17 protein-coding genes are annotated in these 15,275 nt (G+C 65.2%); 6 read left to right on the top strand and 11 right to left on the bottom strand.

Annotation, left to right across the window (positions count from 1 at the left end):
- Positions 1-75: 75 nt before the first annotated feature.
- Positions 76-1,026, top strand: a complete 951-nt coding sequence (locus H597_RS0107170; RefSeq protein ID WP_028101530.1) for an MBL fold metallo-hydrolase — start codon at positions 76-78, stop codon at positions 1,024-1,026.
- Here the strand turns inward: H597_RS0107170 and H597_RS0107165 are convergent, their stop codons facing one another.
- Positions 1,027-1,779, bottom strand: a complete 753-nt coding sequence (locus H597_RS0107165; protein WP_035373382.1) for a substrate-binding periplasmic protein — start codon at positions 1,777-1,779, stop codon at positions 1,027-1,029.
- 206 nt (positions 1,780-1,985) lie between these two features.
- Between H597_RS0107165 and H597_RS0107160 the strand changes: the two genes are divergently transcribed.
- Both H597_RS0107160 and pnuC read left to right on the top strand, forming a co-directional pair.
- A complete protein-coding gene (locus H597_RS0107160; protein ID WP_028101528.1) occupies positions 1,986-3,485 on the top strand; it encodes a tetratricopeptide repeat protein in 1,500 nt (499 codons plus the stop codon).
- On the top strand, positions 3,475-4,041 hold the full coding sequence (gene pnuC / locus H597_RS0107155) for a nicotinamide riboside transporter PnuC (RefSeq protein WP_028101527.1): 567 nt from the start codon (positions 3,475-3,477) through the stop codon (positions 4,039-4,041). The genes H597_RS0107160 and pnuC overlap by 11 nt, the downstream gene beginning before the upstream one ends.
- 23 nt (positions 4,042-4,064) lie before the next feature.
- On the opposite strand, the gene H597_RS0107150 is transcribed toward pnuC, so the two are convergent.
- Genes H597_RS0107150 through H597_RS0107125 form a run of 6 tightly spaced genes read right to left on the bottom strand, consistent with a single transcriptional unit; the run spans position 4,065 to position 8,480 of the window.
- Complete coding sequence (locus H597_RS0107150) at positions 4,065-5,132, bottom strand: TonB-dependent receptor plug domain-containing protein (protein WP_028101526.1); 1,068 nt, start codon at positions 5,130-5,132, stop codon at positions 4,065-4,067.
- Positions 5,133-5,153: 21 nt separating this feature from the next.
- Positions 5,154-5,789, bottom strand: a complete 636-nt coding sequence (locus H597_RS0107145) for a TonB-dependent receptor plug domain-containing protein (RefSeq protein ID WP_028101525.1) — start codon at positions 5,787-5,789, stop codon at positions 5,154-5,156.
- 10 nt (positions 5,790-5,799) lie between these two features.
- Positions 5,800-6,513 (bottom strand): SIMPL domain-containing protein, encoded by a 714-nt coding sequence (locus H597_RS0107140; protein ID WP_028101524.1) that lies wholly within the window; start codon positions 6,511-6,513, stop codon positions 5,800-5,802.
- A gap of 4 nt (positions 6,514-6,517) precedes the next feature.
- The gene (locus H597_RS30090; RefSeq protein WP_028101523.1) at positions 6,518-6,844 is read right to left on the bottom strand and encodes an energy transducer TonB; all 327 of its coding nucleotides are present in this window, start codon (positions 6,842-6,844) and stop codon (positions 6,518-6,520) included.
- 12 nt (positions 6,845-6,856) lie between these two features.
- On the bottom strand, positions 6,857-8,104 hold the full coding sequence (locus H597_RS30080) for a M56 family metallopeptidase (RefSeq protein ID WP_028101522.1): 1,248 nt from the start codon (positions 8,102-8,104) through the stop codon (positions 6,857-6,859).
- Positions 8,097-8,480: a BlaI/MecI/CopY family transcriptional regulator gene (locus H597_RS0107125; protein ID WP_028101521.1), complete on the bottom strand. Its 384-nt coding sequence runs from the start codon at positions 8,478-8,480 to the stop codon at positions 8,097-8,099. Before H597_RS0107125 ends, H597_RS30080 begins: the two co-directional genes overlap by 8 nt.
- A gap of 328 nt (positions 8,481-8,808) precedes the next feature.
- Between H597_RS0107125 and H597_RS0107120 the strand changes: the two genes are divergently transcribed.
- Positions 8,809-11,370: a TonB-dependent receptor gene (locus H597_RS0107120; RefSeq protein ID WP_028101520.1), complete on the top strand. Its 2,562-nt coding sequence runs from the start codon at positions 8,809-8,811 to the stop codon at positions 11,368-11,370.
- Here the strand turns inward: H597_RS0107120 and H597_RS0107115 are convergent.
- A complete protein-coding gene (locus H597_RS0107115) occupies positions 11,354-12,121 on the bottom strand; it encodes a response regulator transcription factor (protein WP_028101519.1) in 768 nt (255 codons plus the stop codon). The two genes, H597_RS0107120 and H597_RS0107115, sit on opposite strands and share 17 nt — an antisense overlap.
- A gap of 250 nt (positions 12,122-12,371) precedes the next feature.
- Here H597_RS0107115 and H597_RS0107110 point away from each other — a divergent pair, with 250 nt between their 5' ends.
- Positions 12,372-12,869, top strand: a complete 498-nt coding sequence (locus tag H597_RS0107110; protein ID WP_028101518.1) for a winged helix-turn-helix transcriptional regulator — start codon at positions 12,372-12,374, stop codon at positions 12,867-12,869.
- Here the strand turns inward: H597_RS0107110 and H597_RS0107105 are convergent.
- Genes H597_RS0107105 through H597_RS0107095 form a run of 3 tightly spaced genes read right to left on the bottom strand, consistent with a single transcriptional unit; the run spans position 12,866 to position 14,478 of the window.
- Positions 12,866-13,612, bottom strand: coding sequence for an anti-sigma factor family protein (locus H597_RS0107105; protein ID WP_028101517.1), 747 nt, complete (start codon positions 13,610-13,612; stop codon positions 12,866-12,868). The two genes, H597_RS0107110 and H597_RS0107105, sit on opposite strands and share 4 nt — an antisense overlap.
- Positions 13,609-14,118, bottom strand: a complete 510-nt coding sequence (locus H597_RS0107100; protein ID WP_035373380.1) for an RNA polymerase sigma factor — start codon at positions 14,116-14,118, stop codon at positions 13,609-13,611. The genes H597_RS0107105 and H597_RS0107100 overlap by 4 nt, the downstream gene beginning before the upstream one ends.
- Positions 14,119-14,121: 3 nt before the next feature.
- A complete protein-coding gene (locus H597_RS0107095; protein ID WP_028101515.1) occupies positions 14,122-14,478 on the bottom strand; it encodes a COG4315 family predicted lipoprotein in 357 nt (118 codons plus the stop codon).
- Between the two features lie 106 nt (positions 14,479-14,584).
- Here H597_RS0107095 and H597_RS30075 point away from each other — a divergent pair, with 106 nt between their 5' ends.
- Positions 14,585-15,247, top strand: a complete 663-nt coding sequence (locus H597_RS30075) for a DUF4142 domain-containing protein (RefSeq protein ID WP_051293604.1) — start codon at positions 14,585-14,587, stop codon at positions 15,245-15,247.
- The last annotated feature ends 28 nt before the right edge of the window (positions 15,248-15,275 follow it).

Below are 15,275 nucleotides of genomic sequence, written 5' to 3'. Positions count from 1 at the left end.
GCTCGGTGCGAGGCCCCCGCAAGTGCGGCGGCCCCCTAAGATGAGGGCAGTATAAAACCTTCACAGGAGAGAAGCATGAATTTCAAGACAATGGGTGCGGCGCTGTTGCTGGCCGCCAGCGCGGCGCAGGCCGGGGAACCGATCTGGGATGCCAACAAGGTCGAACTGAAAACGCACAAGCTGGCCGAGGGCGTCTATGCCATGGTGCCGGCCGACGCGGCCAGGGCCGCCGACGGCGTGCCGCTCGCCACCACGTCGGGCATCCTGTCCGGCAGCAAGGGCGTGCTGGTGGTCGATACCATGATCAACGAGCGCCTGCACAAGCAGGTGATGGCGGAGGCCAAGCGCCACGGCGCGGTCCGCTACGCCGTCAATACCAGCTACCACGGCGACCACTCTTACGGCAATTACTACCTGCCGAAGTCGACCACCGTGATCCAGCACGCGGCAGCCAAAGCCTATGTGGACGCCAACTTCGCCAAGGACGTGCAGTTCATGGAAGGCGCCTTCGGCAAGGGCCGCGGCATCGACAAGATCAAGCCGCGCACCGGCGACGTGCTGCTGGAAAAGGACGGCCGCATGCAGCTGGACCTGGGCGGCAAGGTGGTGGAAATCATCGATTTCGGCTTCGGCCAGACCGGCGGCGACCTGGTGGTGTGGGACCCGCAGGCGAAAGTGGCGTTCACCGGTAATCCGGTGATTGCGGGCCGGCCTTCGCTGCCATGGCTGCTCGATGGCCATGTGCAGGACACGCTGGACACGCTGACCCGCCTGTACAACTTCCTGCCGGCCGATGCGCGCATCGTACCGGGCCACGGTCCGGTGATCGGCAAGCAGGACATGAAATGGCACCTGGACTACCTGGCCGCGCTGAAGGCGGCGGTGCAGGACGCCCACGCGCAGGGCATGACGCTGGAGCAGGCGCAGGCGCACGCCGACCTGCCCGCCTTCCAAGGCTATGCGATCTACGACTGGGTACACAAGGGCATCAATATCCCGGCCGCCTATGCGGAATTTCGCCAGTGATCAATTGACCCCGTAGCGGGCGCGGATGGCGGCCAGGGCGCCGTTCTGCTCCAGCTGGGCAATGGCATGGTTGATGCGCGTCAGCTGCGCCTGCGTGGTGCTGGCGGCGTTCAGCATGATGTGGACGGGCGCCCGGTAGGGGATGTACGCCAGCGGCGCGATTTTCACATTCTGCGCGCGGGCGATATGGCGCAGGGCGTTGGCGTCGCCCATGATCAGGTCGCCGCGCCCCGCTTCCAGCATCTTGATGCCCTGCTCGAACGTGCCGAAGGTGCTGCGCCGCCCTTCGGCATTTAGCAGCGGCAGGGCGCGCTCGTAATCGTCGCCATAGTAGCCCAGGCGCGGCGCCAGCAGGCTGACGCGCTGGGCGACGATGCCCTGGAAACTGTCGATGCGGCGAAATTTGTCGAGCTTTTCCGGCAGGGTGAACAGGCCGACCGTCTCTTGCCGGTAGGGCAGGCTGAAACGGGCGTAGCCGCGCCTTTCCTCGGTCAGCGAAGCGGCCATCAGCAAGTCGAGCTTGCCTTGTTGAAACAATACATTGCGCCGCGCAGGCGGCATTTCCTTTTCCACCTGCAGGGCGCAGCCGGCGTGGCTGAGGATGGCCACCAGCAAATCGTAGTCGACGCCGGTCAGGACGGCCTTGTCGTTGTGATAAAAATAAGGTGGCCACTCTTCCGGCGCCAGGCGCAGGGTGCAAGCCCAGGCGGGGATGACCAGCTGGAATAATAGGGCAGTGAGCAACAGCCTCATGGCTGGGAGCATCCGAAAGTATCCACGTGGACAGTGTTTCAGATGGCGGCGTTGCTGTAAAGGGTAAAGCCACTCTGTGTGGTGCCGGTATATTTCCCGACCGCCGGCCCCGGTAGTGACGCCTTGCAGCGTCAGATGCAGGCATTTTGCGGGCCGAATATGACGGCGGTTTGACGCCAGTGTGACGGCTTGGTGTAATACGGGCCATGACCGATATCCATGCCCTCCTGCAACAAGCCGTCGCCCTCCAACAGCGGGGCGAGCTGGGCCGTGCGCAAGCCCTGTACGACGACGTGTTGCGCGCCGAACCGTTGAATTTCGATGCCCTGCACCTGAGCGGGGTGCTGGCGCGCCAGCAGGGCGATCCCGGCCGGGCGCTGCTGCTGATCGACGGCGCCCTGGCCATCGACGCCCAACGCGCCAGCGCCCATTGCAACCGCGGCGTGGTCCTGCAGGACCTGGGCCGGTTCGCGCAGGCGCTGGCCAGTTTCGAGCGCGCCCTGGCCTTGCAGCCCGATTACGCGGTGGCGCTCAGCAACCGCGGCAATGCACTGCGCCACCTGGGCCATATCGACCGCGCCCTGGACAGCTACGATGCGGCGCTGCGCCTGTCCCCCGAGTATGCCGAAGCGCTGTGCAACCGTGCGCTGGCGCTGCAGTCGATCGCCCGCCACGAAGCGGCGCTGGACAGCTTCGGCGCCGCCCTGGCCGTACGGCGCGCCTATGCCGAAGCCCTGCACGGCGCCGCCGTCTCGCTGCTGGCGCTGGGCAAGCCGGCAGACGCGCTGGAAGGATTTGAACGCGCGCTGCAGCTGCAGCCCGAGTACGCGGAAGCGTGGTGCGCCCGCGGCGCGCTGCTGCTGCGGCTGCGCGAGCATGAGGAAGCGCTGGCCAGTTTCCGCGATGCGCTGACCGTGCGCCCGCGCTATGCGCGCGCCCAGCTCGGCATGGCCAACACCTTGCGCGCCATGGGGCGCAGGGCCGATGCCGTCGAAGCCTACAAGGCCGCGCTGGCCTTCGGCGCCGATGCCGACACGGTCGGCTATATGCTCGCCATCATGGGCGCCGAGCAGGCGCCGGGCGCATCGCCGGCCGGCTATGTGAAGGCGCTGTTCGACCAGTACGCGGGCAATTTCGACCACCACCTGGTCGACGTGCTGCGCTACCGCACGCCGACCCTGCTGGTGGAAGCGCTGCGCCGCCACCTGCCCCTGGGCGAACTGGATGTGCTGGATGCCGGCTGCGGCACAGGCCTGTGCGGCCCCCTGCTGCGGCCCCTGGCCTGCATGCTGGAGGGCGTCGACCTGTCGCCGCACATGCTGGACCGGGCGCGCGATACCGGCTTGTACGACGGCCTGTATTGCGGCGATATGGTGGGCTACCTGCGCGTGCGCCCATCCAGCGTCGACGTCATCGTGGCGGCCGACGTGTTTGTCTACGTGGGCGACCTGAAACCGGTATTTTCCGTGGCGCGCATGGCGCTGCGCGGCGGCGGCGTCTTCGCCTTTTCCGTGGAGGAGCACAGCGGCGCGGAAGCCTTCGCGCTGCGCGCATCCGGGCGCTATGCCCATTCGCGCGCCGGCATCGAGGCCTTGGCGCGCAGCCACGGCTTCGCCATTCTTCAAATCACCCCCGACACCTTGCGCCAGGAAAGCGGCGCGGACATGCGGGGCTTGCTGATCGTATTGGGAACCCATGCAGAGTAGCGCCCTTGAAGTCGCCGCCAATGCGGTGATGGCTGTTTCCATCGTCCTGGCGGGGCGAAATAATCTCCATTCCTGGTGGACCGGCATTGTCGGCTGCACCTTGTTTGCGGTGCTGTTCTACAGTACGCAACTGTATGCCGACGTCGCGCTGCAGCTGTTCTTCATCGTCACCTGCGTCATTGGCTGGCGCCAGTGGCTGCGCGGCGACCATGGCCACGCGCTGCATATCCGCACCGCGCCTCCGGCCACGCTGCTGAAGATGGCGCTGGCCGGCGCCGCCGCCACCGTCGGGTATGGACTGATGCTGAGGCATTACACCAACGCCTATGCGCCCTTCATCGATTCGGCGGTGCTGATGTTCTCGGTGATCGCCCAGGTGCTGCTGATGGGGCGGCGCATCGAGAACTGGCCGGTGTGGCTGCTGGTCAATACGGTATCCGTGCCGCTGTACGCCAGCCGCGGGCTGTACGTGACGGCCGCACTGTACGCAGCTTACTGGATCAACGCCCTGGTCGCGTGGCGGCACTGGCGCCGCCAGCGCGCCGCCGGCGCTTAGAGGCTGTTTCAAAATGGGCGTTGCTAGGCGCAGCGACGAAGGCAGTGCGCCTGCATGGCAAGGAGCTGCAATAACGCCATGGCCATTTTGCAACGGCCTCTTAGAACTGCCGGGTATAACCCGCCTGCAGCCGGGCGCCGCCCTGTTCGCGCGACAGGGTCCGGGTGCTGCCATTGCCGTCCCGGTAGGCGCTGCCAGCGCGTTCCGGGTGGCGCAGCATGTCGGCGGCACTGAAGCGCAGCATGCTGTGCGCATCGGACCGTTTCGGGGCGCAGGCCGGGATTGCCGATCCTGTCCGGTTCCACTTCCGAGTTGAGCAGGCTGGCGAAGCGGCGCGGCGCCAGCTGCTGCAGTTCCGGCGCCTTGTAGCTTGCGGCCAGCGCCGCGCGCAGCTGCCGGCGCGGTTCGTCCTGCAGTTTCCAAAGCGCTTGTACGGTCGGGCTGGTGAGCGACATGTGGTTCGCGGTGGCCGCCACGTCGCTGCCGGTCGTGCGGGTGCTGCTGCTTTCCCTGCGCAGGCCGGCGTACAAGGCGAAGCCGCGGCCGGGATTCCATTCATCCTGGGCGTAGACGGCGAAGCGCCGCAGGCGCGCGTCGGTGCGGCGGTCGAAGTCCATCGGTCCGGCGTCGACAGCCAGCAGGTCGCGCTGGATTTCACGTTCGCGCTGGCTGCTGCGCGCGGCGTCCCATCCCGCGCTGAGCGTATGGTCGTTGCGGGCCGGCCAGCTGAATTTGCCGGTGGCGGCGCCGCCGCTGCTGTCCGGACGGCTGTCGTAATCGCGGGCCAGGAGGGCATCGCCCTGCGGGCTAGCCGCAGTGTAGCTGCGGTCGCGCTGGATCTTGCCGGCATTCAGGCTGAACGATGTTTCCAGGCTCGCGCCGCTATTCCATTGGCGCGACCAGGCGGCCTCCGTACGCAGGCTGCCTATGGCGTCCCTGCGCCGGAAGCCGAAATGCCCGTAAGGATAGGCCGGTCCTAGCTCCACATTGGTCTGCGTCTCACGCTCGAAGCGGAACAGGTTGGCGGCGCCGAACGTGTTCCAGCTCAGCGTCTGGTCGTTCCCCAGGGTCCAGACCAGCCGCTGGTTCACGTTCAGGATCAGGCCGCGCGCCTAGGATTCGCCATCGTCGCTGCGCCTTGCCAGCGGCTTGCCGCCGGCATCGGCATTTTCGGTGCTGTCCCGGACCGCGCGCTGGTTGACGATGCTGGCCAGGCTGGCATTGACGGTGTAGGCAACAGCATCGTTCTTGTCCGACATCGCCAGGCTGGCGTTGCGGCTCGTGAAATGGGACGGCACGCCCAGCGCCGCCTTCCATTCCCGCATCGGCTTGCCGCCCGCCTTGCGCAGCACGATGTTGATGGTGCCGGCGACGGCTTGCGCGCTGAATTCGGCCGTTGTTGCGCGCATGATTTCGATACGTTCGATCATGTCCGGCGACAGGGCATCGAGCGAAACGCCGGGCGCCGGGCGTTCTCCGTTGATCAGCAGCTGGGTGTAGCCTGCCCCCAGGCCGCGCAGCCGCGGCCCGTTGCCGGCCACGGTGACGCCGGGCAGGCGCTTCATGACGTCGAGTGCGGAAGCATTCCCGTGGCGCAGGATTTCTTCACGGTTGATGACGACGCGCGACGCTGTCTCGTCGCGCCGCACCGTGTTTGCGCTGGCTTTCACCTGCACAATGGGCGGCGTTTCCTGGGCGTAGGCGCGTGCGAAGACCATCGCCGCGCAGGCGATCAAGCGGAGTTTCACGGGATTTGCCTTACTTCAGGACGAAGATGGCATTCACGGTTTGTGAATACGGGATCGAATCGGGCACTTTGTACCTGCCGACTTCGGGCGGGGTGCCGCGCGTTTCGCGGCCAGCCTGCGCTTCCATGAAGGGCGCGCCAACCTGGGTCAGGGGGCCACGCGCGACGGCGACCACGGGGCCGAGTTTGCGGCCGAAGGCCTTGGCCAGCGCATTGCCTTTGGTGCGCGCATCATCGGCGGCGGCAGCCATCAACTGGGTATTGATGTCGTCGCCGTCGATGCGGTCGAAGCTGGAACTGATGCTCGTGACGTGGGCCATTTCGAGCAGCTTGGCCACCAGGTCCGGCCACTGGGCCAGGTCGCGCACCCGGGCGTGGTACAAGCGGCCGATTGAATAGACTGGCGGCTTCCCCTCATCGACCGCGACCATCTTCTTTTCAAGCTCGTAGCATTCGATGTCGGCTTCCTGCACGCCATGCTCGGCAAGTAATTGCGCGACGCCGGCGCTGAGTTGCTGCAACTGCCCGGCGGCGGCCTCCGGGCTGGCGTCCTGCGCACCGGCTTCGAACTTGACTTCGCCGATGTCGGGGCGCATCCACAGCTGCGCCTTGCCGCTGGTGCTGACGAAGGGATGCGGGGGCAGGGCAGTGCCCGAGGCCTGCGCGGCGCAAATGGCGGGCAGTGCGCAGAATGCCAGTGCTGCAATGGTGGTGCTGAATGTCATGCGCTTACCCCAGGGGCCAGATGTATTTCATTTCCACGCTGCCGGGACCCTGCTTGAAGCGGCATTTGGAAATTCCGGTGCGGGCGGCTTCGTCCAGCGCCGGGTGGCCGGAACTATTGACGATGGCAGCATCCGTGACTGCGCCGTTCTGGTCGACGGTGAACTTGAGCGTGACGGTGCCGGTGTGTTCTGCTTCCAGGTCTGCTTTGGGCCAGATGGGCTTACGGCAGGAAGCGAAGTCCACGATAGGGTGCTTTGCAGCATCGGCGGCCACGGCTTGGGAGCAGGCGGCGATGGCGGCGAGCAGTGCGGCGGTGCATAGTTGTTTCATGGGCGTTTCTCCTTATTCGAGGGTCCAGATGTACTGCATTTGCTGCCAGGTGGCGACGGGCGTGCCGCGTACCTTGGCCGGTTTGAAATGGCATTTTCCGATGCCGGTTTGCGCTGCCTGGTCCAGCCCGGGATGGCCGCTGGATTTGACGATCCGTGAACCGGCGACGTCGCCTCGTTCATTGATGTTGAACGACAGCGTGACGGTGCCGGTATGCTCGGATTTGAGGTCCTGCTGCGGCCAGAGGGGCTTGGAGCAGGAATTGAAATCGACGATGGCCGGCGTGCGCGGCGCCGGAACGTTGGCGGTGTCGACGCGGGCATTGGCATAGCCGGCCAGGCAGGCGGAGGCCAGGCCCAGTACGGCCAGCAGGGCTTTCCAGTTGCCGCGCGGCTGCTGCGGCAGCACCAGGTGGCGGATACGCTGCGCCAGGTCGCCGCCATCGGCCGCCAGCGCCAGGCGCTGGGTCGCGAACTGCATCTTCTCCAGTTCCGACAGGGCGAGCGCCAGGCGGCGCGGTTCACCCGTCAGCTGCGCGGCCATGCTGTCGGCCACCAGTTCGCGCTCATGGCGGATGCGGCGCGACAGCCACCACACCGCAGGGTGATAGAACAGCAGGATTTCGACCACGTTCTGCAGCAGGTTGACGAGGAAGTCGTGGCGGCGCACATGGGCCAGCTCGTGCGCCAGCAGCGCTTCCAGCAGTTCGGGCGGCATGCGCGCCACCAGCGCGGCCGGCATCAGTACGACGGGACGCCACCAGCCCGCAGTGATCGGGCTGGCCAGCGTTTCAACGATGCGCAGCGTGACGTCGCGGCGGATGCTGAGGCGCGCTGCCAGGTGCGACAGGCGCTGCTGCCAATGTTCGTTGCGGCCGCCGGTGCGGCGGGCGCGGGCGATCCATGCCAGGCCGAAGGCGCTGCGCAGGGCCAGCGCGGCGACGCAAGCCAGCCAGGCGGTCACCAGCAGCGGCAGGCGATTGTCGATGCCTGTCAACAGTTCGCTGTGCGCGTATGCCTCGCTGTTCGGCGCGGCGAGCAGCGCCTGCAAGGCGCGCGGCGAAGTTTGCAAGGCGCTGGCGAATTCGTATGCGGGCCACAGCAGGCAGGCCAGCATGGCCGCGCAGGCTACGGTATAGCGCGCACCCGGACGGGCGCTGCGCATCATCCCCAGCAGCAGCGCGGTGGTCAAGCCTGTCAATGCACCCTGCCAGAGGAAGTGGATCAGCGTCCAGCCGGCCGCGTTGATGATGTTATTCATGCGGCTTGTCCTCCTGCTTCAACAGTTCTTCAATCTCGGCGCGCTCCTTTTTCGAGATGCCGCTTTTCAGGGCCGCCAGCACCAGCGCCTTGGCGGAGCCGGCGAAAGCGCGCTGCAGCAGGTCCTGCAGCATATTGCCCTGCATGGCTTCGCGTGCCACGGCGGCGGCGTAGATGTGGGAGCGCTGGCTCTCGTCGCGGATCAGCAGGCCCTTGGCGTGCATGATCTGCATCAGGCGCAGCACGGCGCCATATGCCAGGTCGGGCTTTTCGGCCAGCATGGCTTCATGCACCTGTTTGGCGGTGGCGGGGCCCAGCGGCCAGATCGCTTGCAGCAGTTCCAGCTCGGCCGGAGTGGGTTTGGGAATACTCGCCATGTTTATTTCCTTGTAAGGTTTTGGCTAGAATAGCCTGTCTAGACAGAGTTGTATACTTTGGCGTTTCTGCTGTGGCAAAAACTAGACAATGATGTCTATAGATTCAAAATGCATATAAATCTGAGTTTTAATTAGTTTCAGAAATGAAGCGCCACGGCTATAGTTGCCGCATGAAAACTCCAGCCTCACCACGCCGCCACACCATCTACCTGCTCTGCATGGCGCAGTGCATGTGCCGCAGCTAAGCCGCTCCACACTCCCCGCAATACCGTTTTGCCCATCCGGCCCCACGAGGCAGGCAGGGCGCTGCACACCCATAAGGAAGAACATGATCAAGCCTCTCAGCATCACCCTGGCCATCGCCGCCGCTTTCCCGCAATTCGCCTACGCCGAAGCAGAACTCGCCCGCGTCGTCGTGACCGGGTCGAATATCCGCACCGCGCAAAAAGAGGGCGCCAGCGCCGTGCAGGTGTTGAGCGCCAAGGACCTGGCCGCCACCGGCAAGACCAGCGTGGCCGACGTGCTGCGCTCGATTTCCGCCAACAGCGGCAACAGCTATAGCGAGCAGTACACCGGCAGCTTCTCGGCCGGCACGTCGGGGCTGTCGCTGCGCGGCCTGGGCCAGAAGAACACCTTGATCCTGGTGAACGGCAAGCGCGTGTCTCCTTACGCCACGGCGCAGGATCTGCAGGAAGTGTTCGTCGATCTGAATTCGCTGCCGATGGCCGCGGTGCAGCGCATTGAAGTGCTGAAGGATGGCGCCTCATCCGTCTACGGCTCCGATGCCGTGGCGGGCGTAGTCAACATCATCCTGTACAAGGAATTCACGGGCACGGAAGTCAGCGCGCAACTGGGTTCTTCGACCCAAGGCACTGGCCAGCTGGAACGCAGCGCATCGCTGCAGACCGGCTTCGGCAGCCTGGATGACAAGGGCTGGAGCGTGGTCTTCTCGCTCGATGCGCTGAAGCGCGACAAGCTGCAGCAAAGCGATGTGTCCTACCTGCGCGGCAGCGATTTCCGCGGCAACGCCAACGGCACGCTGGCCTGGACCCCCGCCAATTACTACAGCACGTCCGACGCGACCAAGCAGCTGGGCGGCGTGCAAGGCCCGCTGCAAGTGCAGAACTACGGCGATATCACGCCGGGCAAGAGCGGCAAGGTGCTGGCCTACAATCCGGCCGAATACCGCACCCTGGTGCCCGGCGTGGAGCGCGTGCACGCTTCGCTGCGCGGCACCCTGAAGCTGAATGAAACCACCGAGGCTTACGCCGAAGCGCTGTACGGCTATTCCTGGGCCGAGCAGACGTTCGGCGCCCCGCTGACCGTGGGCAGCGGCCTGCGCGCATGGAACAACGGCAAGCAGGCGCTGGACAACATCAATGTCGTGCTGCCGGTGGGCCACCCGAATAATCCGGGCAGCGCGCCGCAGCCGTTCACGGCCACCCTGTTCGACCTGGGCCCGCGCATGAAGCAGGACAAGGTGGACTTCTACCGCGCGCTGACCGGCGTCAAGGGCAGCTGGCATGGCTGGGACTATGACGCCTCCATCGGCCGCTCGGGCAGCAAATTGAAGGAAACCGTACAGAATTTCGTCAACCGCTACGAATTCGAGAAAGTGCTGGCCGAAGGCAGCTACAACTTCGCCGACCAGTCGAAGAACAGCGAAGCGGTGCGCAACCGCCTGCGCCTGTCCACCTTGCGCCCTGCCGAATCGACCCTGACCGTGGCCGACTTCAACGCCTCCACCGAACTGGCCGACCTGCCGGCCGGCGCCCTGGGCTTCGCCTTCGGCGGCCAGTGGCGCCAGGAGGAAATGGATTCGAACACCTCGACCGCCGTGCTGTCCGGCACCGAGCTGCGCCCGGCGATCAACATCATCAAGGGCAAGCGCGACGTGACTGCAGCCTTCGCCGAATTCAATGTGCCGGTGCTGAAAGACCTGACCGTCAACCTGGCCGGCCGCGCCGATAAATACAGCGACTTCGGGTCGGCTTTCTCGCCCAAGGCCAGCGTGCGCTACCAGGCCGCCCCGTGGCTGCTGGTGCGCGGCACCGTGTCGCGCGGCTTCCGCGCGCCGTCGCTGCCGGAGATCACCAATTCGACGTCGGTCAGCTATGCGTCGGTGACCGATGCCAAAGACCCGGTCACACCGACCCAGCCGCGCGGCATCACCAATATCACCATCGCCAACAGCGAGCTGTCGCCTGAGCGTTCGAAGAACGTCAACCTGGGCTTCGTGGTATCGCCGACGGCCAATAGCAGCGTGGGCGTGGACTTCTATCACATCCGCACCAAGGGCGTGATCGACACCGAAAGCAACGACACCATCCTGGCCAACGAAGCGGCGCATCCGGAAAAAGTGGTACGCGACGCGCAGGGCCGCATCCTGACCCTGTACCGCCAGTACGCCAACCAGGGCGAGCGCGTGGTGAGCGGCATCGACATCGACCTGCGCCACAAGCTGCCGAAGACGGCCTACGGCAGCGTGACCCTGAACGCCCAACTGAGCCGCGTGTTCAAGTATGAGCAGCCGCTGTCGAACGGCGAGCCGCTGACCAACGGCGCCGGCACCAATTATTTTGGTTCGATCCCGAAATGGCGCGGCACCACCAGCGCCACCTGGGAGCTGGGCCAGTGGACCACCAACGCCGCCTGGAATTATGTCGACGGCTATGAGCAGACCACCCGTCCGGGCGAACGCGTGAAGCCGTTCGCCACCGTGGACCTGAACGTGGGCTACAAGATCAGCGCCGCCACCAGCGTCAATGTCGCCGTGGCCAACCTGTTCGACCGCAAGCCTTCGTGGGACAGCTCGTTCACCTTCTTCGACTTCACGCAGGGGGACCCGCGCGGCCGCTTCGCCTCAGTCAAGCTCAATCACAAGTTTTAACGATGGCGCTGCGGTAGTTGCTGGGCGTGGTGCCCAGCCTTTCGCGGAAGGCGGTGGCGAAATTGCCGGCATTGGCAAAGCCCAGCAGCAGCGCGATATCCTGCACTTCCATGTCGGTGTCGCGCAGCAGCTGCATGCCGCGCTGGATGCGCGCTTCGCGGATGTAGGCGAACACGGTCATGCCGGTGTGGGTACGGAACAGCTGGTTCAGCTTTTCGCGGTAGGTGCCCACGCTGACGGCGATTTCCGCCAGGCCGGGCAGGGCGGCCAGATTGTCGTAAATCAGGCGTTTGGCCGCATTGACGATGACGGAATCGGTATCGGCCGGTTCCGCTTCCCCGGCTTCCTGCGGCGGCCGCTTCATCAAATTCAGGTGCACGTGGATGCGTGCCGCCAGTTCCCCCGGCGTGAAGGGCTTGCTGACAAAGTCGACGCCGCCGATCTGCAGGCCGGTGATGCGGTCTTCCGCCGCTTCTGTTCCACTCAGGAAAATAATAGGGATATCGCGCGTGGCCGGGTTCGCCTTGAGCAGGCGGCAGCAGGTATACCCGTCCATATTCGGCATGCGCACATCGAGCAAGATCAGGTCCGGCAGGCCCGACAGCGCCAGCTGGTAGCCCTGCTCGCCATTGAAGGCCACCGACACCCGGTAAGGCATTTCGCTCAATAAATCTACAAGCATGCGTTGCTCAAACGCGGAATCATCCACGATGAGGATATTGCGCACTTGCGCGTCGCTGGTCAGGTACATGGTCGCTTCAGGAGGGGGCCGTCCCGCTCATTATGCCCTTGTTTAAAAAAAAGTTGCGGCTTTCACATCTGGCAAAGGGATTCTCTCCTCTGGCAAACATCGTGTGCGCCACAACAACACCGAATGGAAAGAAGATAGCGACGTTCCTTGCAAGAGTGATTTTTGGTGAGTCTTTTGAGGGTGTTTTCGAGGTTCAATTGAGTCCTGAAGCATTCAACTGGTTAAACAACCATCCAAACTAGGAGGCAATATGAAACATACCGACTTCGGCCAGATGCCTTGCCCCATCGCACGTAGCCTGGGCAAAGTAGGCGAGTGGTGGAGCATCCTGATTCTGCGTGATGCGTTTTACGGTCTGACCCGCTTCGACGAATTCGAAAAGAGCCTGAAGATCGCGCCGAATATGCTGACCCGCCGCCTGGCTGGTCTGGTCGAGGGTGGTCTGATGGAGCGCCGCCAGTACAGCACTCGCCCGCCGCGCTATGAATATATCCTGACCAAGGCTGGCCGCGACTTCAAACCCGTGCTGCTGGCGTTCATTGCCTGGGGTAATGAGCACTTGTCGCCGGAAGGCGCCAGCCTGCTGGTGGTGAGCCGCGAAACCGGCAAGCCGGCGGATCAGGTCCTCGTCGATGCAAACAGCGGCCTGGCCATCAATGACGAGGACTATATGTTCGCGCCAGGCCCAGCCGCCCCGGAAGTGATGCGCAACCGGATCACCGAAGCCAGCCGCCGCATGCCCAACTAAGGTTGCAGCTGTTCGTAGACCGCCTGGGCGATCTGCGACAGCTCCGCCTTGCCGACGGCAGCCGAGAGCGCATAGCCGAAGCTGCCGTCGATCCAGTAAAACACTCCCACATTGCCTTCCTGCGCGAAACGGAATCCCGTGTCGCGCTTGCCCTGTTGTCCTGGACTGACATATAGGGTCAGGCGCTGGCCGCTGGCGTCCGTGTACATGAATTGCGCCACCGGGCCGGTTTCGCCCGGTAACAGCCGGCCCCCGACCAGTTCATATCCCTGCTGCGCCAGCCGCGGCGGGCGCAGTTGTTTACCCAGGCGTTTCGAGAGCCAGGCCACCAGATGCTGCTGCTGGTCGGCGCCGACCTCGACCGGGTGCCGGACTTCCGGCGTGTAGACGGCGTGGGCCAGCGCGGCCTGGTGCGGCAGGGCGGCCAGGGACGGCGGCGCCTGGCCGCCGGCGCCGCGCAGCGTCCAGCCGGCGGTGCCGCCGAGCAGGCCGGCACCGGCGGCGACGACCAGCATGGCGGCCATGCGGCGCCAGGCGGGAAGCCTGGTGGCCGGACGCAGCGCAGGCGGGACCGGCGCGTCGAGCACGCCGTCGAACAGGGCGTGCAAGGCGGTGTTTTGGGCGCGGTAGGCCTGCAGGCGGGCGGCTTCGGCGGGATGTTCGGCCAGGTAGCGTTCGACCTCTGCCTGCCGCTCCGGCGCCAGGCGGCCATCGACCCAGGCTTGCAATTCGGCTTCGTTCATTTCACGACTTTCAACGAGGCGGCGGGCGGCTGTCCCGCCATCGAGCGCCGCACATTCTCGCGTGCCCGGCTCAGGCGCGACATCACCGTGCCGAGCGGGATGCCGAGCGTGGCGGCCACGTCTTCGTAGCGCATCTCTTCCAGCGCCACCAGCAGCAGCACTTCGCGCTGGGCGGCCGGCAGCAGTTGCAGGGCGCGTTCCAGGTCGCGCATTTCCAGCGGCGAACCGGCGGCGGGCGCCGGCAACGCGCCGTCGTCCAGCTCCATGGCCGGTGGCGGCGAGCGGCGCAGCTGGTCGATATGCAGATTGTGCATGATGCCGAACAGCCAGGCGCGCAGGTCGCCGTCGGGCCGCCACTGGCCGATGCGCGACCAGCCGCGCTCCACGGTGTCCTGCACCAGGTCGTCCGCGCTGGCGCTATCGCCGGTCAGCGCCCGCGCATAACGGCGCAGGCGCGGCAGGCAGGCCAGCAGGCGCGCATGGTGATCGCCCGGCACATCCCCCATCGTTCAATCCTTGGCGACGTGCCAGATTTCCTTGACGTTGTCGCCGTTGCGGTCGCCGGCTTTCTTGTCGCCCACGAACAGGTAGAGCGGCTTGCCCTTGTAGGCCAGCTGCTTGCTGCCGTCGTCGCGGGTGATGGCCGACCAGGGCGCGGCCAGCGCGCCGCTGGCGGCGACGGCCGGCCAATTCTTCAGGCAGCCGTCGGCGCAGGCGCTCTTGCCGCTGCCAGCAACGTCCTTGTCGAAGGTGTACACGGTCATACCGGCGGCGTCGACGAAGCCGGCATCGGTCTTTTTCAGCGGTTCGGCGGCCAGCGCGGATGTGCTCAGCAGTGCAGCGGCGGCGAGGGCGAGGAATTTCATGGCAGTCTCCTGGTGTGGTGGAAAGTATTGCGTATACGTAGCGTGTGGGCAGCTTATTCCAAGCTGCATAAAATATTTTCCAGCTAATTCTTTCACGGAGGATGCGATGAACCATTTCATGCGTGTAGCTGTGTTGTCGGCTTTGCTTGGTACGGGGAGCGTCTGGGCGGACAGCCTGTCCAAGTCGGACCAGAAACTGCTGACCGATCTGGCCATGGCCAATATGGCCGAAATCGAAACAGGCAGGATGGCGCTGCAAAAGACCCAGAGCGACCGGGTCAAGAGCTTCGCCCAGCAAATGGTGGACGACCATACCAAGGGCCTGGAGGAAGTGCGCAAGGTGGCGGCAGCGCGCAGCGTGGCCCTGCCGACGGAACTCGATGCCAAGCATAAGGCAATGGCCTCCCAGCTGGACAAACTGTCGGGCGACAAATTTGATCGCAGCTATATGGAGCAGGCGGGGGTGCAGGCGCATAAGGAAGCAGCCCAGTTGGTCTCAAAAGCGGAATCCTCGGCCCGTGACAGCGAACTGAAGTCCCTGGCGACCCGATTGCAGCCCACGATTCACCAGCATATGGAGAATGCCGAACAGTTGAATGCCGCGATCAAAGGCGGCACGGCGGCTGGCGCCAGCGGGACCCAGGGCACGGCCGGCAGCAGCGGCGCCGGCACCCCGCAGCAGGACAGCGCCGGCAACCGCGACCGGACCACGGGCACGGGCGACAAGCCGGATGCCGGCGCCCGCGCCACCAAGCCCGAACGGCGCTGAAGGCGGCGGGCCAGCCGGGCTTAAGCTA

Source organism: Pseudoduganella violaceinigra DSM 15887 (assembly GCF_000425385.1).
GTDB classification, from domain to species: Bacteria; Pseudomonadota; Gammaproteobacteria; order Burkholderiales; family Burkholderiaceae_D; genus Rugamonas; species Rugamonas violaceinigra.
This window is presented reverse-complemented; position numbering and strand designations above follow the sequence as displayed.

What these genes read in the sequence shown, in the direction of transcription:
- H597_RS0107115 (WP_028101519.1), bottom strand. Translation starts at nt 12,121, where the DNA reads ATGTACCTGACCAGCGACGCGCAAGTGCGCAATATCCTCATCGTGGAT.
- H597_RS0107140 (WP_028101524.1), bottom strand. Translation starts at nt 6,513, where the DNA reads ATGACATTCAGCACCACCATTGCAGCACTGGCATTCTGCGCACTGCCC.
- H597_RS0107120 (WP_028101520.1), top strand. Translation starts at nt 8,809, where the DNA reads ATGATCAAGCCTCTCAGCATCACCCTGGCCATCGCCGCCGCTTTCCCG.
- H597_RS0107095 (WP_028101515.1), bottom strand. Translation starts at nt 14,478, where the DNA reads ATGAAATTCCTCGCCCTCGCCGCCGCTGCACTGCTGAGCACATCCGCG.
- H597_RS0107100 (WP_035373380.1), bottom strand. Translation starts at nt 14,118, where the DNA reads ATGGGGGATGTGCCGGGCGATCACCATGCGCGCCTGCTGGCCTGCCTG.
- H597_RS0107170 (WP_028101530.1), top strand. Translation starts at nt 76, where the DNA reads ATGAATTTCAAGACAATGGGTGCGGCGCTGTTGCTGGCCGCCAGCGCG.
- pnuC (WP_028101527.1), top strand. Translation starts at nt 3,475, where the DNA reads ATGCAGAGTAGCGCCCTTGAAGTCGCCGCCAATGCGGTGATGGCTGTT.
- H597_RS0107165 (WP_035373382.1), bottom strand. Translation starts at nt 1,779, where the DNA reads ATGAGGCTGTTGCTCACTGCCCTATTATTCCAGCTGGTCATCCCCGCC.
- H597_RS0107110 (WP_028101518.1), top strand. Translation starts at nt 12,372, where the DNA reads ATGAAACATACCGACTTCGGCCAGATGCCTTGCCCCATCGCACGTAGC.
- H597_RS30080 (WP_028101522.1), bottom strand. Translation starts at nt 8,104, where the DNA reads ATGAATAACATCATCAACGCGGCCGGCTGGACGCTGATCCACTTCCTC.
- H597_RS30075 (WP_051293604.1), top strand. Translation starts at nt 14,585, where the DNA reads ATGAACCATTTCATGCGTGTAGCTGTGTTGTCGGCTTTGCTTGGTACG.
- H597_RS0107105 (WP_028101517.1), bottom strand. Translation starts at nt 13,612, where the DNA reads ATGAACGAAGCCGAATTGCAAGCCTGGGTCGATGGCCGCCTGGCGCCG.
- H597_RS0107125 (WP_028101521.1), bottom strand. Translation starts at nt 8,480, where the DNA reads ATGGCGAGTATTCCCAAACCCACTCCGGCCGAGCTGGAACTGCTGCAA.
- H597_RS30090 (WP_028101523.1), bottom strand. Translation starts at nt 6,844, where the DNA reads ATGAAACAACTATGCACCGCCGCACTGCTCGCCGCCATCGCCGCCTGC.
- H597_RS0107160 (WP_028101528.1), top strand. Translation starts at nt 1,986, where the DNA reads ATGACCGATATCCATGCCCTCCTGCAACAAGCCGTCGCCCTCCAACAG.